Origin of the sequence: Williamsia phyllosphaerae (assembly GCF_014635305.1) — a bacterium.
Lineage (GTDB): Bacteria > Actinomycetota > Actinomycetes > Mycobacteriales > Mycobacteriaceae > Williamsia_A > Williamsia_A phyllosphaerae.
The window spans coordinates 1,512,063-1,536,315 of the sequence record NZ_BMCS01000001.1 but is presented as its reverse complement, the minus strand read 5'-3'; the positions used below and the strand labels follow the sequence as shown (position 1 = coordinate 1,536,315).

Sequence of the window (24,253 nt, the reverse complement as noted above, 5' to 3'; positions counted from 1 at the left end):
CGATCAGCGTCGGCGCGCGGAGATCTCCATCGTCATCTCGAGCACGGTCCCGCCGGCTTCGACCAGGCGTCCGGTCATCTCGACGCGGGCGCGGTCGGGGCGGTGCAGGTCGACGACGTCCACGATCATCGTGCCGGTCAACGTGGTGCCCGGGCGGACGGGGCGCAGCAGTCGGACGTCGCGCATGCCCCGACCGGCGATCGTGGCCCATCGGTCGAACACTGCGGGCACCGCGAGTCGTTGGAACATGGCCATGGTGTGGATGCCGCTGGCGATGATGCCGCCGAAATAGCCGGCGGCGGCGATGTCGGGGTCGACGTGGAAGCCCTGCGGGTCCCACTGCCGCGCGAACTCGATGATCTCGGCCTCGGTGACGACGCAACTGCCCAGGTCCCATTCAGACCGGACCACCAGGTCCTCGGCGTACAGAAGCTCTGACATCGTCTCCGGGTCCTCGATTCCACATCACTTCCGAGCGCGGCCGCGCCCCGAGTCATTGGTATCGGAAGACGCGGGAACCTCGGCGACCAGGGTGGCTCGCCGCCGTCAAACCTGTCATCGCGGGGATCGAGGGGCCGGCCGGGCAAGGGCATCGAGGTCGTCGTCGCCGGTGGCGCGGCGCAGCGCCAGCCCGACCCCCGCTGTCAGCACGCGGATGTGTCGCCGCCGGGGCCCGCTCGACGAGCCCTCATGAATCTGATGCGCCAGCCAACGCAGCGGCACACCGGCTGCAGTCGCCTCATGACTGCGTGAACCAATTCTTGGTTCGCACAATTCGATTCAACAGCTAACGTCGAAGTGGAAGAACCCTCGGCGGGTGCATCGGGGTTCGGTCGAGGGTGTCAGAAAGGACTTTGCAAAGCCGCCAGATCCCGGCGATGGCGACCGTCGTCGACGCAAGAAGACATATCGGTACCCACTTTCTGTGAGTCATTGCGGTCATGCGTCCTCCGGTCCCGCGATCTGGTGCTCACCATGTACCGCCCTGGACAGGTGGTGTTCCGGATCGTGGGGTGCGCTGACGGTGCGCCGCGCACCAATGAGGTGTTCATCGAACGAGATGCGGATCAAGCGCACGTACTCTGCAGTATCTGGCATCACCGCGCCGTCCACTGTGACCGATATGGCGAGGTGACCGTCGATGGAGCTGATGGAGTGCGCCAGCGTTGACGGTGGTCCCAGTGTCTGAATGCCGAATGCCGCGCAAATCGTACGGCCGAACATGGTCTCGATCGGGGTTTTCGTGTGGACGTTGGCGATCACAGTGTTCGCGAAGGCGGTTGTCGGCGAACTGGTCCGCGCCGACATCGCCCGGCTGACCGAGCCGATGAGCCGCAGCAGCGGCGCGGGAACGGCCTGCACCAACCCAGGCTTCTGCGACGCCGAGCGGATCGATGATTTGGCGGCGGTCGACGACCCCACGATCGCCGCGAGGCGCGTCGCAACATCCGCCTCGGCGCTGTGCATGTCAACAACCAACGGCACGAACTGGTTTGCCGTTCCTCCGTCACCGGTCCGGGTCGACATGGGGACCAATGCAGACAGGGAGCGCTGGGGAGGTTCACCACACTTCTCCAGATACAGGTGGAGGGCGCGCCCGACTATCGAGATCATGACGTCGTTGACGGTTGCGCCGTCAGCGATCGTCTTGATCATCTTGACGTCAGTCAAATTCAGGATGCAGTAGTCGACGCGGCGGGCACCGCGCACGGCGGAATTGAAACGGGTAGCCGGCCATGACGCGGGCGCTCCGGTTGTCTCGGTTGGGTTTGGGTCCTGCCCTGATGAAGAGGTGTGTTGGGGCTTTCCGACCAACCCGATCAGCGCCGCCGCAAATCGAAACACATTGCGGGGTAGTCGGAGGATCTCTAACGCGACAAGTCGTGGTGTGGTTGGGAAGGACGATTCTGACCGCGCGGGATTCGCTGGTTCCTCCACGAGGTGGGAATGATCAGCGAGGATTGCGCGGGTGAGCCGAGCCCAGGTGACGCCGTCGAACGCGGCGTGGTGGAACATGATCGCCACGATGGTCGCGACCCCGGGGCAGTCCGGCATGTGTCTGACATCGGTGATGATGTGCGCTTTCCACAACGGCCGAGTCAGGTCCAGCGGGTCGCCCGCGATGTGCGCGAGCAGATCTTGGGCTTCGGTCCACGTGGTGGCGTTGCGGTGTATGTCGAGATGCTCCGCTACGCGAAAGGTCGGGTCGTACTGCCAGTAGGGCAGTCCTATATCGAGCGGCAGACGACGTAAGCGGCTGGCGAACAAGGCGTCAGCGTTGACCAAATCGGTCAGTCGTTCGACGATGTCGTTCGGCTCGATGGTGCTGGGGCTGCCGTCGGCGGTGGACAGCACCCAGCACGACAACACTGTGGCAGAGGTGTGCCCATCATCGAGGTACAGATACGCGGCATCGCGAGCTGATAGCTGTCTCATGACACGGTCCAATCCCGCCCGCAGAGAACCGGCCCCGAACGGTTCAAAACAACCTGACGGCCGAACCATAGCGCAGCATCGGTGTCATCGACGTGGATACGAGCACACTCTGGGTGTCCGCTTCGCCGCTTTTGATTACCTTGCCACATCATGTTGACCGGGCGCCCACCAGTATCGACGCCAAAAATGCCGCCAACTCGCGATAGCAACAGTTGTGACATCAAACCCTGCAATGCTGTGGACATGCGAGGGCAAAACGAGTCGGAGGGCCCGGCCGATATCGACAGAGGGCTGAGGTGGCTGAAGCGTGACGCTCGGCGGGCGGCGCGCAACGAGCAGCACTGTCGGTCGAGGGCCGACCGCCGTCTGATTTCGCTGGTGCGTCACGTTGGCGCGACGTCACCGCTTTTCGCCGACCTGTACCAGGGCATTGCCATGGACTCGGCCGGCCTCCACGATCTGCCGGTGACCGGCAAGGCAATGTTGATGGATCAGTTCGACCGGTGGGCGTCTGACCGCAGGATCACCACGCGCGCGGTCGACGAGTTCGCGAATGATGACGCCAACGTCGGCCGTCGTTTCCTGGGTAACTACCTCTACAGCGAGTCGTCGGGAACAAGTGGAATACGAGGCTGCTTCGTCACCGAGGACTCCGCGCTAGAGGTGTTGCGCGCGCTCGGATCCCGGCTATCTGCCTTCGGGCCTCGCGCGGCCGCCCAGTTCACGCGCAAGCGCGGTCGAACCGCGGCCATCTTGAAACTCGAGGGCCACCACATGGGTGCCGCTTTCTACAACAGTCGAGACAACGCAAAACCGGATCGCCGCGTCCGATTCTTCTCTGTTCTGGAGTCGGTCCCGAGCCTCTCCGCCCAGCTGACGGCCATGGATCCCGCGAGTGTGAGCTCGTACTCGTCGGTGCTGGTGCTGCTTGCGCAGGAGCAGTTGGAAGGCAACCTCCGTATTGATCCCGCGGTCTTGCTGCCGTTCTCCGAGACCATGACCCCGACTGCGCTGCAGACCATTCGGCACGCGTGGCCACGCGCTGTGGTCATCGACCGCTACGTCGCCAATGAATGCATGTTCATCGCGACCCGGTGCGATCTCGGATGGCAACACCTGAACGCGGATTGGGTGATCCTCGAGCCCATCGAGATGACCGGAGAACCGACGCCGCGCGGACACCCGTCGCACTCGGTTCTGCTCACCAACCTGTTTCGCCGGGTCCAACCGATCATCCGCTACGACCTGGGCGACTCCGTTCTCATGCGTCCGGACCGATGTGAATGCGGAAACCCTCTGCCTGCGTTCGACGTCCTCGGACGTTCTGGCGAGATTGTGCACTTCGATGTCGCCGGTAGACGCCACGGAATTTCGCCCACGGTCGTGTCGGTGGTGCTCGATGCCGTCGACGGGTTCGCCCAGTCTCAAATCGTTCGCGACGGTGACGACCATCTCACCGTCAGGTTCTCAATCCGACCCGGGACCGACCGCGCGGCCTCAGGCAGAGAGGCGCGCCACCGTTTGGACCAGCTGCTCGCAGACTCCGGTCTGTCGCACGTCGTCGTCGAGATATCCGACGAACTCCCTCAGAGGTCTCAGGGGGGAAAATTCGTACGCGTAGTCGATACCCGGCGGACGGAGTCGAGAGCTGTTTCACAGCAATGCGAATGACCATTCAGTCTCACGGACCGATTCCGAGGATGCCCATGCCCACTGAAATTTTTACGCCATTCATGTTCATTGCCGACGACGCGCGGCGGTGGGGACCGTGGAGGCTAGACCCGTCCTCCTACGAGTTGGTCCTGCGGACCAGAGATGAGCGCTACGCCGTACCGCTGCTGGGTTGCACATCCTCATCCGCAGTCCTCGACTGGCTCATGCACTGTGTGTCGTCGGGTTGGGGGGACGTACCCCACGCGGCCTCGGGTCTCCTCGTCGCCTTCGACGACTTGCTGGCCCCTCAGCAAACTCTTTGTAACGATGCTCGAACCGGCGAAGCGGGCACCACACTCACCGACCGCGCGGTGGCTGCTCGGATCGATCTACTGGTGGCCGGTCTCGACCGATCGAAGCTGATCGATCCGCGGGCGTCTCGCCTCACCTAATCGTGCGTCCTGCACCCGGTCGTGGCGGACCCAGCGGATCACGCTTGCTCGCCGCTGCCGTTGAGGATTCCGCGGGTATGTGGTCTGTTTAGTCAGTGCTCACCCCTTCGTTGTCGGTCATCATCCCGACATACAACGAGCAAGACTGCATTGAAGACTGTCTCCGTGCTCTGTTGTCGCAACAAGAACCGGTCGACGAGATCATCGTCGTCGACAACAACTCCACCGACAACACCACCGACATCGTGCTCCGTATGACGGGCGAGACTGCCGTGATTCGACTGATCCGTGCCCCGGAGCAAGGTGTGATCAACGCCCGGTCTCTGGGGTTCGACTCCGCGCGAGGTGAGGTTCTCGCGCGCATCGACGCCGACACGCACGTCCCCGACGCATGGTCGCAGTCGGTCCGACAGTTTTTCGCCACACACAGTGACCGGTTCCAGGCCGGATCGGGCCTGTGCTACTGCTACGACCTGCCATTCCAAGGTCGCTTCCGGCGCCGCCAACAGCAACGTACCGCTGTGACATCGACTCGACTGGCCTCGAACAACCCCGACACTGCCGCAATCCCTAGGTTGTTCGGGTCCAACATGGCGATAACACAGTCTGCGTGGACCTCGGTCAGATCGTCACGGTCGCACCGTACCGACATCTTCGAGGACCTCGACCTGACCTTGACGATTCGAGCGGCCGGCTACCGAATTGCTCTGATACCGAACGCCGACGCGGGTATTTCCGGGCGACGGTACCTGTGTTCGCCGCGCACCTTCTGGCGATACTGCCTACGAGACCAGCGAACCTATCGCGCCCATGGCGACCTACGCAACGCGGTTCTCGCCGCGTGCTTCGTACTGCCGGCGCAGTACCTCTTCTACCTTCTCGCCTGGCTCCCGTTCCGCGCATACGATCCCCAGACCCGCCAGATGACGCTGCGCAACATCGGACGAGACAGGGCTGACCGCGTCCTGCCCAGTGGGAACGTTTGAGGGGAACCCGCATTTTACGTCGGCTTCGCTTGCACGATCCGCCTGAGTGTCGCTCCCGCCAGGGACGAGATCGTTGTTGTCGAAACCCAGTCGTCGAAGACCGTCACCGCAACCGGCCGCGTTCTGCTGCAACACGTGCATCACTGACACCACAGCCGCGGCCCGGTGCCCATCACGCACAGATCTGCATCTGTCTCTCGCCGCCCAGAGCGTTCGACGTCGGCCCGGACGTATGCTTCCGGGCCATTCCTGGAATACAAACGGACCGGGGTCCGTTATGGGGACCATGAAGAACATCGGGTTCCTTTCGTTCGGGCACTGGACGCCGTCCCCGCAGTCGCAGACGCGGTCCGCGGCCGATGTGCTCACCCAGTCCATCGAGCTTGCCGTCGCCGCCGAGGAGCTCGGCGCGGACGGTGCCTACTTCCGTGTGCACCACTTCGCGCGTCAACTGGCGTCCCCGTTCCCGTTGCTCGCCGCGGTGGGCGCACGGACGTCCCGTATCGAGATCGGTACGGGTGTCATCGACATGCGGTACGAGAATCCGCTGTACATGGTCGAGGATGCGAGTGCGGCGGACCTGATCTCCGGGGGCAGGCTGCAACTCGGTATCAGCCGGGGGTCGCCCGAGCAGGTGATCGAGGGCTACAAGTACTTCGGCTACGCGCCCGCCGAGGGTGAGACCGACGCCGACATGGCACGTCGCCACACCGCGATGTTCCTGCAGGCACTCGAGGGAGAGGGCTTCGCCCGCCCGAACCCGCGGCCGATGTTCCCCAATCCGCCGGGGCTGCTGCGGTTGGAGCCGCACTCGGAAGGTCTGCGGGAGCGCATCTGGTGGGGTGCGGGCACCCGCGCGACGGCGGAGTGGACAGCGCGGCAGGGTATGAACCTGATGAGCTCGACGCTGTTGACCGAGGACACCGGTGTCCCGTTCCACGAGCTGCAAGCCGAGCAGATCCGCGTCTTCCGCAAGGAGTGGGACAACGCCGGCCACGCATTCACCCCGCGGGTGTCGGTGAGCCGCAGCATCTTCGCCATCACCGACGACCGCGACCGCGCATACTTCGGGCGCGGTGGCACGGAGACGGACCAGGTCGGCCACATCGACGGCGGCATCGCACGGTTCGGGCGGTCATACGCCGACGAGCCCGACAAACTCATCGAGCAACTCGCGCAGGACTCGGCCATCGCCGAGGCCGACACGCTGTTGCTGACGGTCCCCAATCAGCTGGGCGTCGAGTACAACGCGCATGTCATCGAATCGATCCTGACCGAGGTCGCACCGGAGCTCGGCTGGCGCTGAGCGACTCGCGCGCTCCAACGAGACGCGCTCTGTCGCCTCAGCCGCGGGCCGCATCCAGATGCGACTGCGACACGGCCCTGAGGTGGGTGAGGTCGGAGGCGACGGTCGCCAGCGTGTAGCCCTCGGCGAGACGCTTCGCGGCCAGCTCTCCGGATGCGGTGTGGATGCCCGCGGTGACGCCGGCGGCGGCCGCGGCCTCACGGATCGTCGTCAGCGCGGCCTCGAACTCGGCGTCGACGGCTGGATCGTTGGAATGCGCGCCACCGACCGCGATTCGTAGATCCGACGGCCCGACGTAGATGCCGTCGAGGCCCTCGACCGCACAGATCTCGGCGACGTTCGCGAGTCCCTGCGGCGTCTCGATCATCGCCAGGACGATGGTCTCGCTGTTGGCCTCGGCCGGGACGGGCCCGATCCGCAGCTGCGACCGCATGGGTCCGTACGACCGGACGCCCATCGGCGGGTACTTGGCCGACGCCACCGCGGCGGCGGCCTCGTCGGCCGAGTTCACGAGGGGGACGATGACACCGGCGGCGCCGGCGTCGAGGGCGCGACCGATCGGGGTGGGATCGTTGGCCTCGACGCGAACGAGTCCGACGGGGCCCTCGGCGGCGTCGATCGCGGTGATGCCGGCGAGCATGCCGGAGTAGCCGATCAGGCCGTGCTGCAGGTCGAGTGCGATGTAGTCCCAGCCGACGTGGGCGAGCCATTCGGTGGAGACGGGGCTGTCGATCACCGACCAGTAGCCGAGGATCCGGTCGCGGGCGCGGACACGGGCGGCGAAGTCGCGGGCCGCGGTTCTGCGGGTCATCTCGGGGAGCTCCTAGCGGTTGTAGTTCGGCATCGGACCCCGCAGCGCGGCACCGATCTCGTCGCACGCCGTGACGACGTCGGTGGGCAGCGGACCCTTGGCCACGGTGGCGATGTTCGACTGCAGCTGTTCGACTTTCGATCCGCCCAGCAGCAACGACGACGTCGCCGGCTTCGACACCAGCCAGCGTAGCGCCAGCTCGACCAGGGGTATCCCGGCGTCGCTCGCGACCGTTGCCAGCGCAGTGATCGCCTCGAACAGCTCGGCGTTCCAGTACCGCTCGCGGTACATCGCGGCCAGTCGGGAGTCGCCGAAGCGGCCTTCGTCGGGGGCCGCCTCGAACGTGTGTCGTCCGGTCAGCAGGCCGCCGCCGAGCGGGTTGTAGACCATGGTGGCCAGCCCGCTGACCGAGGCGAACTCGGCGTACTCGTCCTCGATACGACGGGCGATGAGGTTGTAGAGCTGCTGGGCGACAACGGGTCTGGGTGCTCCGACCTCGTCGGCGACGTGGTTGAGCTCGCCGATCTGCCAGGCCGCGAAGTTGGACACACCGAGTTCGACGATCTTGCCCTCGGCGACCAGTTCGGCGACGGTAGTCAGGGTTTCGTGCAGCGACGCCGCACGGTCGGGCTGGTGCAGGTAGAACAGGTCGACGCGGTCGGTGTCGAGCCGACGCAGGCTGGCTTCCACACTGGCGCGCAGACCCGCCGCCGACAGCGGGGAATGCTCGCCCGCATCGGGATTAGGCATACCCGCCTTGGTGGCGAGGGTGACGTCGTCGCGGCGGGTGGCGAGGATCGATGCCAGCAAGCGCTCGGACTCTCCCCCGGCGTAGCCGTTGGCGGTGTCGATGTGGCGGATACCTGCGTCGAGTGCGGCGTCGACCATCTTCGCCGAGGTGGCGGCGTCGGCGGTGTCGCCGAAGGTCATCGTCCCGAGGACGAGTCCGGACAGATGTGCTGCCATCATGCGGGGGCTCCTGCTTTCTGCGTGGGGGATGCCGGTCGGGACACGATGTGGCGTGGCTTGATACCGACCATCGCGGTGGGGTCGAGCGCGGCCGAGCGCAGCGCCGCGGTGTACGGGTTGACCGGTCGGGCGAGAACGTCAGCGGTGACGCCGGATTCGACGAGACGCCCCTTCGACATCACGACGACGGTGTCGCTGATCTCGCGGACGACGCCGAGGTTGTGTGAGATGAACACGTAGGTGATCCCGGTGTCCTGCTGGATGGACCGGAGCAGGTCGAGGACCTGCGCCTGCACGGACACGTCCAGCGCGCTGGTCGCCTCGTCACAGACCAGCAGCTCCGGGTCGGATGCGAGTGCGCGGGCGATCCCGATGCGCTGACGCTGGCCGCCGGAGAACTCGACCGGTCGGCGGTGGTGTGCCGAGGTCGGCAGCCCCACCTGGTCGATGAGTTCCTCGGCGCGACGGGTGCGCTCGGCACGGCTGCCACTGCCACGGATGCGCAGCGGTTCGGCGACGATGTCGAGGGCCGTCAGATGCGGATCGAGCGAGCCGTACGGATCCTGGAAGACCATCTGTATCCGCGAGCGGTACGGGCGCAACGCCCGTTCGGACAGTGTCGCGATGTCGGTGCCGTCGAACACGATCCGACCACCACACGGGGTCAACAGACGCACCAGCGCCTTGGCGATGGTCGACTTGCCGCACCCCGACTCCCCCACGATCGCGAGGGTCTTGCCCCGGTCGACCTCGAACGAGACCGAGTCGATGGCGCGGAACACCCCTGCACCCGTGTGGTATTCGACGGCCAGGTCGTCCACGGTCAGCAGTGGCATGGACTTCTGGGGCGTGGACTTCTCGGGTGCGCTCATGCGGGGACTCCGGACGTCTGGGCCCGCGCGGTGGACGCGTCGGGCAGGCTCCACGGTCCCAGTTGTGGGACGGCGTCGAGCAGCTTCTTGGTGTACGGGCTCTGCGGGGTGCGAACCAGTTCGTCGGCCGGCCCGACCTCGACGAAGCGACCCTCCTTCATCACGTGGATGCGGTCGGAGACCAGCCGCGCCACCCCGAGATCGTGGGTGATGACCAGCATCCCGATCTCGGTGCGTTCCTGGAGCTCCATGAGCAGATCGAGGATGCTGGCCTGCACGGTGACGTCGAGCGCACTGGTCGGCTCATCGGCGACGATCAGCACCGGTGACGACGCGAGTGCGGCCGCGATGAGCACCCGCTGCAGCATGCCGCCGGAGAACTGGTGCGGGTAGCGGCCCAGCTGCCCCTCGGGATCGGGGATGCGCACCTGGTGCAGCAGTTCGACGCACCGCGCCTTCTGTGCCGCACGCCCGTGTACGCCGCTGTGCGCGACCGCCTCGCGCAGTTGGGATCCCACCGTGTGCACGGGGCTCAACGCGGCCATCGGGTCCTGCGGGATCAGCGCGATCTGTCGTCCGCGGACCTCGTGCAGCGCGGCCTCGTCGCCGAGCAGATCCGCACCGCGGAAGCGGACCGATCCCGACCGGACGGCGAGGTCGGCGGGCAGCAACCCGAGGATGCCCATGGCGGTCGTGGACTTGCCGGAACCGGATTCGCCGATGATGGAGACGGTCTCGCCGGCGTCGATGCAGAACGAGATGCCGTCGACGGCGCGGATGACGCCCTTGTCGGTGATCAGCTCCACCTGGAAATCGTCCACCTGCAGCAGGTTGCCCATGGTCACTTGTCCTTTCGGCCGAACGGGAAGCGGCGGAGCTTCGGTGCGCCGTCGCGCAGTCCGTCTCCGAGGAGGTTCACGCCGACCACGAGCAGCACGATGACCATGCCGGGCAGGGTGACCAGCCACCACGAGGTGGTGATGTAGTCCTGGCCGTCGGAGATGATCCGACCCCAGGTCGCGAACGGCCGTTGTGGTCCGGCGCCGAGGTAGCTCAGCGCACTCTCGAGCAGGACAGCCTGGGCCAGCAGCAGCAGGACCACCAGCGACACCGACTTGATGACGTTGGGGATGACGTGGCGCATCAGGGTGGCGACGCTGCCGAGTCCGAGGACCTTGGCTGCGGCGACGTAGGGCTTCTCCCGCTCGACCAGTACCAGTGATCGGGTGAGGCGGGCGATCTCGGGCCACTGCGCGATCGCGATGACGAAGGTGATGACCGGGATCGACGGTCCGAACAATGCGACCACGAGCAGCAGCATCATCAGCAGCGGCAGCGACATCTGCGCCTCGAGCAGACGGCTGATGGCCGCGTCGACCCAGCCGCCGACGTAGCCGGCCAGCGCCCCGAGGATGAGTCCGATCAGGCCGGAGACGATCACGGCGAGGATGCCGATGGTCAGCGACACCTGGCCGCCGTAGAGCACGCGGGCCAGCAGGTCGCGACCGAGCTGGTCGGTGCCGAAGAGGTGGCCGTCGGTGAACGGGGCGAGGCGGCGGTCACCGAGGTTGGTCACGTCGGGGTCGGGGATGGGCAGCACCCGGGCGAAGGCGACGGGGAGGATCACGAGCAGAGCGCAGATGCTGCCGATCCAGATCTTCATCCGGGAGTCGCGCGTGCGTCGGGTGGCCGCCGATCGGGCGACGTCCTTCTCGGTGACCGCGCTGGGACGGGGTTCGGTGGGGCGTTCGATGACGACGCTCATTTGCTGGCTCCCTTTCCCAGGCGGACGCGCGGGTCGAGCAGTGGGTAACAGAGGTCGACGAGCAGCTGGACGCCGATCGCCAGGACGGCGGTGACCAGGACGGTTGCCTGGATGAGGGGGTAGTCGCGGGTCTCGAGCGCTCGGACGACAAGCGAACCGACACCGGGCCAAGCGAACACGACCTCGACGACGACGACACCGTTGAGCAGCGCCGCGAAGCGCGTACCGAGCGCGGTGAGGACCGGGATGGCCGAGTTGCGCATCGCGTATCGCCATGTCAGACGCCGGTCGGTCAGCCCACGGGCCCGCGCGACCGTCATGTACGGGGACGCGAAGGAATTGACCATCTCGCGGCGGACCATCCGGGAGATCAGCGCGATCTGCAGCACGGCGACGGTGACGGCGGGCAGCACCAGACCGGACCAGGAGGTGAAGCCGGCGGCCGGGAAGATCGGGAACACCACGGCGAAGAACGTCAGCAGCATCAGTCCGGTCCAGAAGTCCGGCATGGACTGACCGGCGATGGTCACCACGTTGGCGCCGAGCTCGCGGCGGCTGTCGGCGTGACGCGCCATCCAGACACCCAGCGGCACGGCGACGACGACGGTGAGCAGGATCGCGGCCACGGCCAGGGTGATCGTGTACGGCAGACGGTCGAGGACGACGTCGAGTGCGGGCGCCTGGAACGAGTAGGAGGTGCCGAAATCGAGCCGGACGACGTCCTTGAGGTAGATCAGGTACTGGGTAAACACCGAGTCGTCGAGACCCATGCTGGTGCGGATCCGCGCCAGCTCGTCCGACGATGCGAGCGGGCCGGCGACCGAGTAGGCCGGGTCGCCGGGCGCCATGCGAATCAGCACGAAGACGGTGGTGATGGTGAGCCAGATGGTCAGGACACTCTGCGCCAGACGCTTGATGACGTAGCGCAGGGTGGCCGATCCGATCACCGAGTCGACACCGAAACCACCGCGACCGGGCGCCTTCTCCGGAGGCGCCGGTGGCAACTGCACCGCGATGGAGTCCGTCGATGCGCTCATCGCGCCACCGCCGGTGAACTCTCGTTGCTTCTCATGGATCCACCTTCTGCCAGAGCTGGGCGACGTCGTTGTCTGCACTCACCCACGCGTGCCCGTCGCGGGTGATCGGTGTTACTCAGCTCACAATGGCATTGCTGCGCGGATTACGCAATACCCGGATCGCTGTTGCGCATATCGAGCAGTCTGACGTACTGTCCAGATGTGCTCGTCGTCACATCCGCGACGGGTACGCGCGTCGCACCGACGACGCGACCACGCCTGAGAACGATTGTCCGCGAGAGGTCGACGATGACCAGTTCCGATGTACAGCAGTCCCATTCGAGGACATCCATGTCGCGACGGACCCTGCTGCGCTCCGGTCTCGCCCTCGGCGCCACCGGGTTGGCGATCGGGTCGATCGGCGCATGCGCAACCCCCACCGGCACGCCCGGTCCGCGCACCGTGAGCCTGGCGCTGAACCGCTCGCTGGTCAGCCTGGACAACAAACTGAACCAGTTCGACGCCGCGCTGACCGTGCAGCGCGGGGTGCGTCAGTCGCTCATCACGCTCGACAAAAACCTCAAGCCGCAGCTCGTGCTGGCCGACCGGTTCGAACTCGTCGCCCCGACACAGTGGCTCGTCCACCTGCGCCCCGGCACCCACTACTCCGACGGCTCGCCCGTCGAGGTCGCCGACGTCGCCACCGCGCTGAAGATGTACAGCGAGGTCGACGGCTCCTTCGTCGGTGGGTTCTTCCCCGAGTGGCCGACGGTCGAGCAGGTCGACGGCGCGACGTTCCTGCTCAACACCAACCGACCGGTCCCCGTCCTGGACTACCTGATGACCAACATCCTCATCACCCCGGCACGCGCGAACAAGCCCGAGGAGCTGCAGAGCGGCCGGGGTTCCGGACCGTATGTCGTGACGTCGTCGGACCGCGGTACCGGCAACTACACCCTCGAGCGCAACCCGAAGTACTGGGGCACCCCCGCCCAGATCGAGTCGGTCCAGGTGCGTTTCGTGCCCGACGAGTCCAACCGGGTGGTGTCGCTGCGCAGTGGCGAGGTCGACGTGATCGACTCGATCAGCCCCGACGCCGCCGATCAGCTGGCCGGCCTCAAGGGCGTCTCGATCGACCGGGCCGACGGCGTCCGCCTCAACCAGTTGTTCTACAACTTCCGCAAGCCGCGCAACCACCCGCTGGCCGACGCGCGTGTGCGCAAGGCCCTGACCTACGCCATCAACGGCCCGGCGCTGATCAACCAGGTGATGCAGGGTGCGGCCACCGAGGCCACCGGCGTCATCCCCATGACGCTCGACGGCGCCATCGAGACCGGGCGCTACGTCTACGATCCGGCGCGCGCCCGGTCCGAGCTCGCCGCACTCGGCGTCCGCGACCTAACCCTCAAGTTCATCTGGGAGACCGGTGAATTCGTCGCCGACACCGACATCATGGAGTCGGTCGTGCAGATGCTCTCGGCGGCCGGTGTGCGTGCGACCCTCCAGCAGTTCGAGCCCGGCGGCGACATCATGACCTGGCGCCAGGGCAAGGGCGGCGACTGGGATGTCCTGGGCAACGGCTTCCCCGGCCCCACCGGACTCGGAATCACCATCATGCAGGGCATGTTCGCCGGCACCGCGGCCAAGGAGCGCACCCGAGACACCTACCAGGGCTACGTGTTCTCCGAGATCACCGACACCATCACCCAGGCGTCGGAGGCCGTCGACCCGGCTCGGCGCTCGGAACTGCTGGCCACCGCCCAGAAGCAGGTGTGGGACACCTCGCCGTTCCTGTGGTCGTTCGTCCCGAAAGTCGTTCTCGCACGGCGCTCCCGCATCGACGACATCGGCCTACGGCCCACCAACTCCTACGACCTGTCCGCCGCGGCGCTGCGCGCGTGACACCGCCCCCGACACCATCGGAGACCACCATGACGCCATCCACCACCACCGACATCGGCCCGGTCGACGCCGGTATCTCCGACGGAGTGCTGCGTGAGGTCGGCGAAGGCCGCATCGACGCGCTGCTCCCGGCGCCGGCGATCCAGAACCACGCGGCCAACCTGTGCGTGCTGCCCGACGGCTCGATGGCGTGCGTGTGGTTCGCCGGAACGCAGGAGGGCGTCCCCGACATCAGCGTCTGGTTCTCCCGACTCGATCCCGGCTCGTCGCAATGGTCGGATCCGATTGCGCTGTCGGATGATCCGACCCGATCCGAGCAGAACCCGGTGCTGCACGTCGTCGACGAGAACGAGGTGTGGTTGCTGTGGACGTCGCAGCGCGCGGGCGATCAGGACACCGCGCGTGTGTGTCGGCGCATCTCGTCGGACGGCGGGCGGACCTGGGCCGAAGCGGGCGTCCTCATCCCCGAAACCGAGGCCGGCGGGGTGTTCGTACGCCAACCTCCGGTGCGCCTGCCCTCGAACCGGCTGCTGCTCCCGATCTTTCACTGTGTGCGGCTCGACGGACGTCGGTGGGTGGGCGACCGCGACTACAGCTCGGTCCTCGTCTCCGACGACGGCGGCGACACCTGGCGCGAGGTGACGGTTCCGGACAGCATCGGCTGCGTCCACATGAACATCGGCCGGCTCTCGACCGGGCGGTTGATCGCGCTCTACCGCAGCCGGTGGGCCGACCACGTGTACCGATCGATCTCCGACGACGACGGCGACACGTGGACCGCGCCCGGCCCGATCGATGTGCCCAACAACAACTCGTCGATCCAGTTCGTCGTGCTCGACGACGACCGACTCGCGATGGTGTTCAACGAGGCCAGCGCGCTCGACGCCACCGCGCGACGCGTCTCGCTGTACGACGAGATCGATCCCGACGGCGGACTGACCGACCCCGCGGCCGCCGCCGAGCCCGCGGCACCGCTCGACGACGGCGATGCCCGTACGGCGTTCTGGGGCGCTCCGCGCGCACCGATGACCGTGGCGATCTCCGACGACGAGGGCGTCACCTGGCCGCACCGTCGCGACGTCGAGACCGGCGACGGCTTCTGCCTGAGCAACAACTCCCGGGACGGACTCAACCGGGAGTTCTCCTACCCGAGCATCGTCGCGGCCGACGGCACCCTGCACATCGCGTTCACCCGCTACCGGCAGGCGATCGAGTACGTGCGGGTGCCCACCGACTGGGTGAGCGGAGCGCAGCCGTGACCGCCGCCGCGCTGCCCGGTCACGCGATCGTCACCGGTGCCAGCTCCGGGATCGGGGCGTCGATCGTGGCGTTGCTGACCAAATCCGGGTGGTCGGTGACCGGGCTGTCACGCCGACGACCCGAGTTCACCGACGAGCGGTTCACCTGGCAGGAATGCGACCTCGCCGACCTCGACCAGCTGCGTCGGATCGCGACCGAAGCACCCGCCGCGGACGCCGTGGTCCACGCCGCCGGACTGCAGTTCTCCGCGCCCGTCGGACAGTTGAATCACGCTGACGGTGAACTGATGTGGCGAATCCACGTGGCGGCCGCGCAGGTCCTCATCGACGCGACCGTGCAGAAGATGGGCGACGGCGGACGGATCGTCCTGATGGGCTCACGCACCATGACCGGTGTCGCAGGCAAGAGTCAGTACGCGGCCACGAAGGCAGCAATGGTCGGCTTCGCCCGGTCCTGCGCCTCGGAGGTGGTCGGTCGCGCCATCACGGTGAACGTCGTCGCCCCCGGTCCGACGGCGACTCCGATGCTGAGCGATCCCGCTCGCAGCGCCACCCCGCCACGCACTCCGCCCATGGGTCACCTCATCGATCCGGCCGAGGTCGCGGCCACGGTGGAGTACCTGCTCAGCCCCGCCGCACGCAGCATCACCGGGCAGACGCTGGTGCAGTGTGCCGGCACCTCACTGAGTTGATTGATGCGCGGTTCGCGCAATATTGCTATGGTTAGTGCACGTTTCGCGCAACAGGAGGTGATCATGACTGCCGGACCGAAGACCGGGCCCGCCCCCGTCATCATCGCCGACGATCTCACCGGTGCGGCCGAGACCGCAGCCGTCTTCCTCGGCCGCCTCGGCGGCGTCGAACTGCACCTCGGTGACCACACCCTGCGCACCTCCGCCGACGGCCGACTGCCCACGCAGGTGGTCGATCTCGGCACCCGCACCTCCGACGAGGCCACCGCGGTCGGCGCGCTTGCCCACGCGGTGTCGGTGATCCCGGCCGGGACCCCGATCGTGAAGAAGATCGACTCACTACTGCGCGGACACGTCGGCGCCGAGATCCGTTGTCTCGTAGCGGCACATCCGGTGATCGTGGCCGCGGGACTGCCCGCAGCACGGCGGGTGGTCCAGGGCGGGATCGTCCACGTCGACGGTGCCCCCTTGCACGAGACCCACCTGTGGGACGCGGAGTCGATCCCCGCTCCGACGTCGATCGCCGCCCTGCTGACCGACATCGACCACATCGTCATCGGCCACGGTCCACATCGGGCCGAGCAGATCGTCGAGGCGTGCCGACGTGGCGCGGTCGCGATCTGTGACGTGGCGACCGACATCGACCTCGACGACATCGTGGCCGCGTCGTCGACCATCCCCGGCGTGCGACTCGTCGGCACGGCAGCACTGGCTGCGGCCGTGGCCAGGACCATGCCCGACGAGGTCGCATCGGCCGCGCCACACCCCGCGTCGCTGCCGGTCCTTGCCGTCGTCGGCACCGCCGACGCGATCAGGACCGCACAGGTCACCGCCCTCCGGGCCGCAGGTGTCCCGCACGTACCGGTCCATGTCGACCACCTGCTCGCCGACCGCGTCGATCTCGATGCGCTCGCCTCCGCACTCGACTCCGGCGCCGCGGTGGTCACCATCGACGGCGACCTGCGGCCCGAGACGACCTCGGGTGTCGCGCAGGCGCTCGCGGCCACCGTCGCCGCGCTGGACTCCCGCCGCCGCGCGCACCTCGTGTTGACCGGCGGCGAGACCGCCCGCGCGGTCATCGATGCACTCGGCATCGAGTCCCTGCGACCGATCGGCGAGGTGGAACGGGGCGCCGTCGTCTCCATCACCCCCGACCACCGCCTGATCGCCACCAAACCCGGTTCGTTCGGCGACGCCGACACCCTGCGTCGCGTCGTGGACCACCTCCGCTCCACAGCGGATCCGACATCGAAACATCCGATGAGTTCTCTCGACAGTGAGGTTGTCCCATGACATCGATCGACGCCGTGACCGCAGTACCCGCGACGTCCGCGGTCCCCATCGTGGCCCTCACGATGGGCGACGGGGCCGGCATCGGGCCCGAGGTGATCGTGCCCGCAGTACTCGACGCACGCACCCTCTCGTGGTGTCTGCCGGTCGTCATCGGTGACGCGAAGCGGTTGCGCCTCGCGGCGCAGGTGCTCGGACTCACCCCGGACATCGTGACGATCTCAACCGTGGCCGAGGCGGAATCGACTCCCGGCCGCATCAACGTCATCGACCTCGACCTGCTGCCCGAGGACCTGAAGTGGGGCGAGCTCTCCGCGGTCGCCGGGCACGCCGCCTACGAATACATCCGCGTGGCAAGCGAACTGGCCGTCGCCGGCGAGGTCCAGGCGATCTGCACCGCACCCCTGAACAAGGAGGCACTGCACGCCGCAGGCCACATCTTCCCGGGGCACACCGAACTGCTCGCGCACCTGACCGGCACCGAGGAGGTGTCGATGATGCTCTCGACGCCGAAGCTCAAGGTCATCCACGTGACCACCCACATCGGTCTGCTCGACGCGGTTGCCCGGATCGAACCGGGATTGGTGGAGCGCACGATCCGCCGCGGACACGACGCGCTGCGTCGCTCGGGTGTGGCCGACCCGGTCATCGGTGTGTGCGGTATCAACCCGCACGCCGGGGAGAACGGCCTCTTCGGCTACGGCGAGGAGGACCTCAAGATCGTCCCCGCGGTGGAGAAGTTGCAGGCCGACGGGATCGACGCGCGCGGTCCGCTGCCCGCCGACACCGCGTTCTTCCTCGCCGGCCGCGGCGACTACGACCTGATCGTCGCGATGTATCACGACCAGGGCCACGGCCCGGTGAAGGTGCTCGGCATCGAGGCAGGCGTCAACATCACCGTCGGATTGCCGGTCATCCGCACGTCGGTCGATCACGGCACGGCCTTCGACATCGCCGGGACCGGCATCGCCGAGCCGGGCTCGATGGTCGAGGCCCTGCGCCAGGCCGCTGAACTGGCAACCAGCACAGTGGCTTTGAAGTAGGGTTCTGGTCCATGGCCCTGCGCGAGTCCGAATCACGACGTGCGGAGATTGTTCGTCAGGCCCGATCCACGGGCCTGGCGGGCGTGGAAGACCTCGCCGTGCAGTTCGGCGTGACCCCCTCGACCATCCGCCGAGACCTCGGCCACCTCACGTCCCGTGGCCTCATCGCCCGCACCTACGGCGGTGCGATCGCCATCGACACCACCCACGAATCGTCGCTACGGCAACGCTCCGTCGAGGGTTTCGACGCCAAACGCGCCATCGCCGCATGGGCGGCCCAACAGGTGCAACCGGGCGAGACCGTCCTCGTCGACGCAGGCACCACCGTCGGCGCGATGGGCGTCCACCTGCGCGACTGCCGGGACGTGACCGTGGTGGCCGCCGGGCTGACCATCCTCGAAGCCCTCGTGGAGAGCCCCGAGACCCGCATCGAATGCCTCGGCGGGACGCTTCGCCCGCTGACCCAGGGTTTCGTCGGCCCGCTCGCCGAGGCGACGTTGTCGCGGCTGACCGTCGACCGCGCGTTCCTCGGTGCCGACGCGGTCGATGCGCAGTACGGCATCTGTGAGGCCGAGCTGATCCAGACCCGTCTCAAGGAGGCGATGATGGACCGCGCCGAGCACGTCTACGTCCTCGCGCACGCCGCCAAGCTGGGCAAGCGTCCGTTCCACGCCTGGGCGCCACTGCCCCCGGGGACGACCCTGGTCACCGATGCGTCGGCCACCGCAGAACTCACCGACCCGTTCGAGGCGGCCGGCGTCACCGTCGTGAAGGTCCCCCACCGCGAGTCCGCGACCGACCGCGACACCGCCGCGGTCGTCGGGGGATCTCGCTAGCCCGACCTGCTCCGGGTCCTTGTGGACAGACCGAACCGCACCCCCTACTCTGACAACTAAGTTATTCGCGATTAACTCAGTGTGTCCCCAGGGGGTCCTCCCGCATGCCGATCGATCGAGCCCTCAACCGGGCCGAACACCAGCGTCTCGTCGCCGAGTTGTCGACTCGGACGGCGCAGGCGGCTCTCGGCGGGAGCCAGAAGTCCCGGGATCGGCACGTCGCGCGCGGCAAGCTCCTCCCCCGCGAACGTGTGGACACCCTGCTCGACCCCGGCAGCCCGTTCCTCGAGTTGTCGCCGCTGGCCGCCACCGGGCTGTACGACGACGAATGCCCCGGTGCCGGGGTCATCGCGGGAGTCGGCCGGGTCTCCGGCCGTGAATGCGTGATCGTCGCCAACGACGCCACGGTCAAGGGCGGCACCTACTACCCGCTCAGCGTCAAGAAGCACCTCCGGGGGCAGGAGGTGGCGCTGCACAACAACCTCCCGTGCATCTACCTCGTCGACTCCGGCGGAGCGTTCCTCCCCCGCCAGGACGAGGTGTTCCCCGACCGCGAACACTTCGGGCGGATCTTCTTCAACCAGGCGACGATGAGCGCACGGGGCATCGCTCAGATCGCCGCCGTGCTCGGGTCCTGCACCGCGGGCGGCGCCTACGTGCCCGCGATGAGTGACGAGTGCGTGATCGTGAAGAACCAGGGCACGATCTTCCTCGGCGGGCCGCCGCTGGTGAAGGCCGCCACCGGTGAGGTCGTCACCGCCGAGGAACTCGGTGGTGGACAACTGCATTCGACCGTCTCCGGGGTCACCGACCATCTCGCCGAGGACGACGCCGACGCACTGCACCGGGTACGACGAATCGTGTCCACGCTGGGTCCGCGGACCAACACGCCCTGGGCGATGATCGAACCCCGCGAACCGATCGCCGACCAACACGAGCTCTACGACGTCACGCCGACCGATCTCCGAACCCCGTACGACGTGCACGAGGTCATCACGCGGGTCGTCGACGCCGGCGAGTTCGACGAGTTCAAATCCGGCTACGGCACCACCCTGGTCACCGGATTCGCTCACATCCACGGCCACCCGGTCGGCATCATCGCCAACAACGGCGTGCTGTTCGCCGAATCCGCGCTCAAGGGAGCGCATTTCATCGAGCTGTGCGACAAACGCTCGATCCCACTGCTGTTCCTCCAGAACATCGCCGGGTTCATGGTGGGCCGCGACTACGAGGCCGGCGGCATCGCCAAACACGGTGCCAAGATGGTCACCGCCGTCGCCTGCGCTCGCGTCCCCAAGCTGACCGTCGTCATCGGTGGCTCCTACGGCGCGGGCAACTACTCGATGTGCGGTCGCGCGTATTCGCCACGCTTCCTGTGGATGTGGCCCACTGCCCGCATCTCGGTGATGGGCGGCGAGCAGGCCGCGTCGGTCCTCTCGACCGTGCGCGGCGATCAGCTCGACTCGGCCGGCAAGCCCTGGTCCGAGGAGGACCAGGAGGCGTTCAAGGCGCCGATCCGTGATCAGTACGAGGCGCAGGGCAACCCGTACTACTCCACCGCACGGCTGTGGGACGACGGGATCATCGATCCCGCCGACACCCGGACCGTTCTCGGACTGGCTCTGGGGGTCTGCGCCAACGCGCCGCTCGAGCCGGTCTCCTACGGCGTCTTCAGGATGTGATCGACATGGCAGAACCCAATTCACGACGGCCCGCTCTCGCTGCGAGCCTCGCTACGCTCGATTCTCACTCGGCGACCGTCGCTGAAATAGGTTCGGTGCTCGTCGCCAACCGCGGCGAGATCGCGGTCCGCGTCATCCGGACGTTGCGGGACATGGGAATCCGGTCCATCGCGGTGTTCAGTGAGGCCGATGCCGACGCGCCGCACGTGCACGCCGCCGACGACGCGATCCTGATCGGTCCTGCTCCGGCGCGTGAGAGCTACCTCAAGATAGACGCCATCATCGACGCCGCGACTCGTACGGGCGCCGACGCGATCCACCCCGGATACGGGTTCCTCTCGGAGAACGCCGATTTCGCTTCTGCGTGCGAGAAGGCGGGGATTGTGTTCATCGGCCCCACCCCCGACGCGATGACGGTGATGGGCGACAAGATCACCGCCAAGAACACAGTGTCGGGCCATGGAGTACCCGTGGTGCCCGGCATAGCCCGCCCGGGCCTGACCGACGACGAACTGATCGACGCCGCGGGCGACATCGGCTATCCCGTCCTGGTGAAGCCGTCCGCCGGGGGCGGCGGCAAGGGAATGCGGGTGGTGCACGAGTCCTCCGACCTGGCCGCCGCACTGGTCAGCGCGCGTCGCGAGGCCGCGTCGTCGTTCGGCGACGACACCCTGTTCCTCGAACGATTCGTGTTGCGGCCCAGGCACATCGAGGTGCAGGTCCTCGCCGACACCCACGGCGGCGTCATCCACCTCGGCGAACGCGAGTGCAGCCTGCAACGACGCCATCAGAAGGTGATCGAGGAGGCGCCGTCGCCGCTGCTCGACGAGACCACCCGCGCCCTGATCGGCGCGGCCGCCTGCGACACCGCCCGCAGCGTCGGCTACCGCGGAGCCGGAACGGTCGAGTTCATCGTCTCCGCCGATCGGCCCGATGAGTTCTTCTTCATGGAGATGAACACCCGACTGCAGGTGGAACACCCGGTCACCGAGATGGTCACCGGTGTCGACCTGGTGCAGTGGCAGATCCGCGTCGCCCGCGGCGAGACCCTCGACATCGCACAGGACGACGTCACGCTCACCGGCCATGCGATCGAGGCCCGCGTCTACGCCGAGGACCCCGCCCACGGCTTCATCCCGACCGGTGGCACGGTGGTCGATCTGGACGAGCCCACCGGAACCGGCGTGCGGGTCGACTCCGGTGTCGCCACCGGTTCGGTGGTGGGCAGCAACTACGACCCCATGCTGTCGAAGGTCATCGCCCACGGCCCGGACCGTGCGACCGCCGTGGCGCGACTCGACCGCGCGCTCGAGCACACCGCGTTGCTCGGCGTCGGTACGAACATCGACTTCCTCCGTTTCCTGCTGTCGGACACCGACGTCCGGAACGGCGACCTCGACACCGGCCTCCTCGACCGGCTCGTCGACACCTACACCGCGACGCCGGCGCCAACCGATGTCTTCATCGCCGCCGCCGTGCACGAATGGTCGGCGCTGTGGTCGGATGCGGTCGACCCGTGGTCGGCCCCCAGCGGGTGGCGCCCCGGGGGCACCGCGGCACCCACGACCATCCGGCTGCGCGCGGAGACCGGCTCACCGACACCGGATCAGGACGCGGCGTTCGTCGTCGCGCTCCGCGGAACGCCGTCGCACGCCACGGCGAGCGTCGACGACGCCGCGTCGGTCGATGTGTCCGCCGCCGTCACCGACGACGGTGTCGGCCTGACCGTGAGCGGCCGACGCCGCCACTACCGCGTCGCCTCCGATTCCCAGGTCATCTGGGTGCACCGACCCGGCGGCGTCTGGCGTTTCGCCCGGTACGCCGGACCGGGCGCGGCCGGTGCCGCAGACGCGAACGCCGACACAGACATCCGCAGTCCGATGCCGGGCTCGGTCATCGCCGTCGGCACCGACGACGGAGCGACGGTCACGGCCGGGACGGTGGTCCTCGTCGTCGAGGCGATGAAGATGGAGCACTCCCTCACCGCCTCCGTCGACGGCACCGTCGAACTGCTCGTCGGCGCCGGCGATCAGGTCGGGGTCGGCGACGTCCTGGCCCGGATCATCCCGAACGACACGACTTCCGAGAACGACGACCCCGCAGTGAAAGAGATCCCATGAGCGACTTCCTCGCAACCGAGAACCTCCCCGACGAGTACCAGCAGCTGGTGAAGTCGGTGCGCGATTTCGCCCGCACCGTCGTTGCACCGGTCTCTGCGAAACACGATGCAGAGCACAGCTTCCCGTACGAGGTCGTGGCCGGGATGGCCGAGATGGGCCTGTTCGGTCTGCCGTTCCCCGAGGAGTTCGGCGGTATGGGTGGCGACTACTTCGCGCTGTGCCTTGCGCTCGAGGAGCTCGGCAAGGTCGACCAGAGCGTGGCCATCACCCTCGAGGCCGGGGTGTCGCTCGGCGCGATGCCGATCTTCCGGTTCGGCACCGACGAGCAGAAGAAGACCTGGCTGCCACGGCTGCTCTCCGGAGCGGCGCTCGGCGCGTTCGGACTCACCGAACCCGACTGTGGGAGTGACGCGAGCGGCACCAAGACCACCGCGAAGCTCGATGGCGACGAATGGGTCATCAACGGCGCGAAGGAGTTCATCACCAACTCCGGTACCGACATCACCGAGATCGTCACCGTCGCCGCGGTCACCGACACCGACGCATCAGGGAACAAGCAGATCTCGACCATCGTCGTCCCCACCGACACCCCCGGTTTCACGGCCGGCCCCGCGTACAACAAGGTCGGATGGAACGCATCGGACACGCACCCGCTGAGCTTCAGCGACGTCCGCGTGCCCCGCGAGAACCTGTTGGGCGACAAGGGACGCGGGTACGCCAATTTCCTGCGGATCCTCGACGAGGGACGGATCGCCATCGCCGCGCTGGCGGTCGGTGTCGCGCAGGGCTGTGTCGACGAGAGCGTGAAGTACGCCAACGAGCGGGTGGCGTTCGGCCGCACCATCGGAGCCAACCAGGCGGTGTCGTTCAAGATCGCGCGGATGCAGGCGCGGGCGTACGTGGCCCGGACCGCGTACTACGACGCGGCCGCCCTGATGTTGGCGGGCAAGCCGTTCAAGACGCAGGCGTCGATCGCGAAGATGGTGTCATCGGAGGCCGCGATGGACAACGCCCGCGACGCCACCCAGATCCACGGGGGCAACGGGTTCATGAACGACTACCCCGTCTCCCGGCACTACCGCGACAGCAAGATCCTCGAGGTCGGCGAGGGCACAACCGAGGTGCAGCTCATGCTCATCGCGCGCAGCCTCGGTCTCTGACCC

General features: G+C 67.3%; 20 protein-coding genes. 12 read left to right on the top strand and 8 right to left on the bottom strand.

Going from position 1 to position 24,253, the window contains the following annotated elements:
- Nucleotides 1-3: 3 nt before the first annotated feature.
- Both IEV93_RS07185 and IEV93_RS07180 read right to left on the bottom strand, forming a co-directional pair.
- Complete coding sequence (locus IEV93_RS07185; RefSeq protein WP_188488268.1) at nucleotides 4-441, bottom strand: MaoC/PaaZ C-terminal domain-containing protein; 438 nt, start codon at nucleotides 439-441, stop codon at nucleotides 4-6.
- 498 nt (nucleotides 442-939) lie between these two features.
- Nucleotides 940-2,436, bottom strand: coding sequence for a wax ester/triacylglycerol synthase domain-containing protein (locus IEV93_RS07180; protein WP_188488266.1), 1,497 nt, complete (start codon nucleotides 2,434-2,436; stop codon nucleotides 940-942).
- Between the two features lie 150 nt (nucleotides 2,437-2,586).
- Between IEV93_RS07180 and IEV93_RS07175 the strand changes: the two genes are divergently transcribed.
- The 3 genes from IEV93_RS07175 to IEV93_RS07165 all read left to right on the top strand — a co-directional run bounded on the left by IEV93_RS07175 (nucleotide 2,587) and on the right by IEV93_RS07165 (nucleotide 6,833).
- A complete protein-coding gene (locus IEV93_RS07175) occupies nucleotides 2,587-4,107 on the top strand; it encodes a phenylacetate--CoA ligase family protein (protein ID WP_188488264.1) in 1,521 nt (506 codons plus the stop codon).
- A 529-nt stretch (nucleotides 4,108-4,636) separates the two neighbouring features.
- Complete coding sequence (locus IEV93_RS07170; protein ID WP_188488262.1) at nucleotides 4,637-5,527, top strand: glycosyltransferase family 2 protein; 891 nt, start codon at nucleotides 4,637-4,639, stop codon at nucleotides 5,525-5,527.
- A 286-nt stretch (nucleotides 5,528-5,813) separates the two neighbouring features.
- A complete protein-coding gene (locus IEV93_RS07165; protein ID WP_188490431.1) occupies nucleotides 5,814-6,833 on the top strand; it encodes an LLM class flavin-dependent oxidoreductase in 1,020 nt (339 codons plus the stop codon).
- A 37-nt stretch (nucleotides 6,834-6,870) separates the two neighbouring features.
- Here the strand turns inward: IEV93_RS07165 and IEV93_RS07160 are convergent, their stop codons facing one another.
- Genes IEV93_RS07160 through IEV93_RS07135 form a run of 6 tightly spaced genes read right to left on the bottom strand, consistent with a single transcriptional unit; the run spans nucleotide 6,871 to nucleotide 12,287 of the window.
- Complete coding sequence (locus IEV93_RS07160) at nucleotides 6,871-7,644, bottom strand: HpcH/HpaI aldolase family protein (RefSeq protein WP_188488260.1); 774 nt, start codon at nucleotides 7,642-7,644, stop codon at nucleotides 6,871-6,873.
- A gap of 12 nt (nucleotides 7,645-7,656) precedes the next feature.
- Nucleotides 7,657-8,613 carry an aldo/keto reductase gene (locus tag IEV93_RS07155; RefSeq protein WP_188488258.1) on the bottom strand — a complete coding sequence of 319 codons (957 nt, stop codon included), beginning with the start codon at nucleotides 8,611-8,613 and terminating at the stop codon, nucleotides 7,657-7,659.
- A complete protein-coding gene (locus IEV93_RS07150; RefSeq protein ID WP_188488255.1) occupies nucleotides 8,610-9,485 on the bottom strand; it encodes an ATP-binding cassette domain-containing protein in 876 nt (291 codons plus the stop codon). The genes IEV93_RS07155 and IEV93_RS07150 overlap by 4 nt, the downstream gene beginning before the upstream one ends.
- Complete coding sequence (locus tag IEV93_RS07145; RefSeq protein WP_188488253.1) at nucleotides 9,482-10,324, bottom strand: ABC transporter ATP-binding protein; 843 nt, start codon at nucleotides 10,322-10,324, stop codon at nucleotides 9,482-9,484. The genes IEV93_RS07150 and IEV93_RS07145 overlap by 4 nt, the downstream gene beginning before the upstream one ends.
- A 2-nt stretch (nucleotides 10,325-10,326) precedes the next feature.
- Complete coding sequence (locus tag IEV93_RS07140) at nucleotides 10,327-11,250, bottom strand: ABC transporter permease (RefSeq protein WP_188488251.1); 924 nt, start codon at nucleotides 11,248-11,250, stop codon at nucleotides 10,327-10,329.
- Nucleotides 11,247-12,287: an ABC transporter permease gene (locus IEV93_RS07135; RefSeq protein ID WP_188488249.1), complete on the bottom strand. Its 1,041-nt coding sequence runs from the start codon at nucleotides 12,285-12,287 to the stop codon at nucleotides 11,247-11,249. Before IEV93_RS07135 ends, IEV93_RS07140 begins: the two co-directional genes overlap by 4 nt.
- Nucleotides 12,288-12,617: 330 nt before the next feature.
- Between IEV93_RS07135 and IEV93_RS07130 the strand changes: the two genes are divergently transcribed.
- The 9 genes from IEV93_RS07130 to IEV93_RS07090 all read left to right on the top strand — a co-directional run bounded on the left by IEV93_RS07130 (nucleotide 12,618) and on the right by IEV93_RS07090 (nucleotide 24,250).
- Nucleotides 12,618-14,168 (top strand): ABC transporter substrate-binding protein, encoded by a 1,551-nt coding sequence (locus tag IEV93_RS07130; protein WP_229704944.1) that lies wholly within the window; start codon nucleotides 12,618-12,620, stop codon nucleotides 14,166-14,168.
- 29 nt (nucleotides 14,169-14,197) lie between these two features.
- Nucleotides 14,198-15,427, top strand: a complete 1,230-nt coding sequence (locus tag IEV93_RS07125; protein ID WP_188488245.1) for a sialidase family protein — start codon at nucleotides 14,198-14,200, stop codon at nucleotides 15,425-15,427.
- Nucleotides 15,424-16,119 carry an SDR family NAD(P)-dependent oxidoreductase gene (locus IEV93_RS07120; RefSeq protein ID WP_229704943.1) on the top strand — a complete coding sequence of 232 codons (696 nt, stop codon included), beginning with the start codon at nucleotides 15,424-15,426 and terminating at the stop codon, nucleotides 16,117-16,119. Before IEV93_RS07125 ends, IEV93_RS07120 begins: the two co-directional genes overlap by 4 nt.
- A gap of 63 nt (nucleotides 16,120-16,182) precedes the next feature.
- Entirely contained in the window at nucleotides 16,183-17,412 is a 1,230-nt protein-coding gene (locus IEV93_RS07115; protein ID WP_188488243.1) for a four-carbon acid sugar kinase family protein, read from the top strand.
- Nucleotides 17,409-18,452 carry a 4-hydroxythreonine-4-phosphate dehydrogenase PdxA gene (gene pdxA / locus IEV93_RS07110; RefSeq protein ID WP_188488240.1) on the top strand — a complete coding sequence of 348 codons (1,044 nt, stop codon included), beginning with the start codon at nucleotides 17,409-17,411 and terminating at the stop codon, nucleotides 18,450-18,452. The genes IEV93_RS07115 and pdxA overlap by 4 nt, the downstream gene beginning before the upstream one ends.
- 11 nt (nucleotides 18,453-18,463) lie before the next feature.
- Nucleotides 18,464-19,288: a DeoR/GlpR family DNA-binding transcription regulator gene (locus IEV93_RS07105; protein WP_188488238.1), complete on the top strand. Its 825-nt coding sequence runs from the start codon at nucleotides 18,464-18,466 to the stop codon at nucleotides 19,286-19,288.
- 104 nt (nucleotides 19,289-19,392) lie between these two features.
- Nucleotides 19,393-20,970 (top strand): carboxyl transferase domain-containing protein, encoded by a 1,578-nt coding sequence (locus IEV93_RS07100; RefSeq protein ID WP_188488235.1) that lies wholly within the window; start codon nucleotides 19,393-19,395, stop codon nucleotides 20,968-20,970.
- Nucleotides 20,971-20,975: 5 nt separating this feature from the next.
- Nucleotides 20,976-23,090 (top strand): acetyl-CoA carboxylase biotin carboxylase subunit, encoded by a 2,115-nt coding sequence (locus tag IEV93_RS07095; protein WP_188488233.1) that lies wholly within the window; start codon nucleotides 20,976-20,978, stop codon nucleotides 23,088-23,090.
- The gene (locus IEV93_RS07090; protein ID WP_188488231.1) at nucleotides 23,087-24,250 is read left to right on the top strand and encodes an acyl-CoA dehydrogenase family protein; all 1,164 of its coding nucleotides are present in this window, start codon (nucleotides 23,087-23,089) and stop codon (nucleotides 24,248-24,250) included. The genes IEV93_RS07095 and IEV93_RS07090 overlap by 4 nt, the downstream gene beginning before the upstream one ends.
- Nucleotides 24,251-24,253: the final 3 nt, after the last annotated feature.

Coding starts and splice junctions, on each gene's coding strand:
- IEV93_RS07185 (WP_188488268.1), bottom strand. CDS start 441: ATGTCAGAGCTTCTGTACGCCGAGGACCTGGTGGTCCGGTCTGAATGG.
- IEV93_RS07180 (WP_188488266.1), bottom strand. CDS start 2,436: ATGAGACAGCTATCAGCTCGCGATGCCGCGTATCTGTACCTCGATGAT.
- IEV93_RS07175 (WP_188488264.1), top strand. CDS start 2,587: ATGTTGACCGGGCGCCCACCAGTATCGACGCCAAAAATGCCGCCAACT.
- IEV93_RS07165 (WP_188490431.1), top strand. CDS start 5,814: ATGAAGAACATCGGGTTCCTTTCGTTCGGGCACTGGACGCCGTCCCCG.
- IEV93_RS07160 (WP_188488260.1), bottom strand. CDS start 7,644: ATGACCCGCAGAACCGCGGCCCGCGACTTCGCCGCCCGTGTCCGCGCC.
- IEV93_RS07155 (WP_188488258.1), bottom strand. CDS start 8,613: ATGATGGCAGCACATCTGTCCGGACTCGTCCTCGGGACGATGACCTTC.
- IEV93_RS07150 (WP_188488255.1), bottom strand. CDS start 9,485: ATGAGCGCACCCGAGAAGTCCACGCCCCAGAAGTCCATGCCACTGCTG.
- IEV93_RS07145 (WP_188488253.1), bottom strand. CDS start 10,324: ATGGGCAACCTGCTGCAGGTGGACGATTTCCAGGTGGAGCTGATCACC.
- IEV93_RS07140 (WP_188488251.1), bottom strand. CDS start 11,250: ATGAGCGTCGTCATCGAACGCCCCACCGAACCCCGTCCCAGCGCGGTC.
- IEV93_RS07135 (WP_188488249.1), bottom strand. CDS start 12,287: ATGAGCGCATCGACGGACTCCATCGCGGTGCAGTTGCCACCGGCGCCT.
- IEV93_RS07130 (WP_229704944.1), top strand. CDS start 12,618: ATGTCGCGACGGACCCTGCTGCGCTCCGGTCTCGCCCTCGGCGCCACC.
- IEV93_RS07125 (WP_188488245.1), top strand. CDS start 14,198: ATGACGCCATCCACCACCACCGACATCGGCCCGGTCGACGCCGGTATC.
- IEV93_RS07115 (WP_188488243.1), top strand. CDS start 16,183: ATGACTGCCGGACCGAAGACCGGGCCCGCCCCCGTCATCATCGCCGAC.
- pdxA (WP_188488240.1), top strand. CDS start 17,409: ATGACATCGATCGACGCCGTGACCGCAGTACCCGCGACGTCCGCGGTC.
- IEV93_RS07105 (WP_188488238.1), top strand. CDS start 18,464: ATGGCCCTGCGCGAGTCCGAATCACGACGTGCGGAGATTGTTCGTCAG.
- IEV93_RS07100 (WP_188488235.1), top strand. CDS start 19,393: ATGCCGATCGATCGAGCCCTCAACCGGGCCGAACACCAGCGTCTCGTC.
- IEV93_RS07095 (WP_188488233.1), top strand. CDS start 20,976: ATGGCAGAACCCAATTCACGACGGCCCGCTCTCGCTGCGAGCCTCGCT.
- IEV93_RS07090 (WP_188488231.1), top strand. CDS start 23,087: ATGAGCGACTTCCTCGCAACCGAGAACCTCCCCGACGAGTACCAGCAG.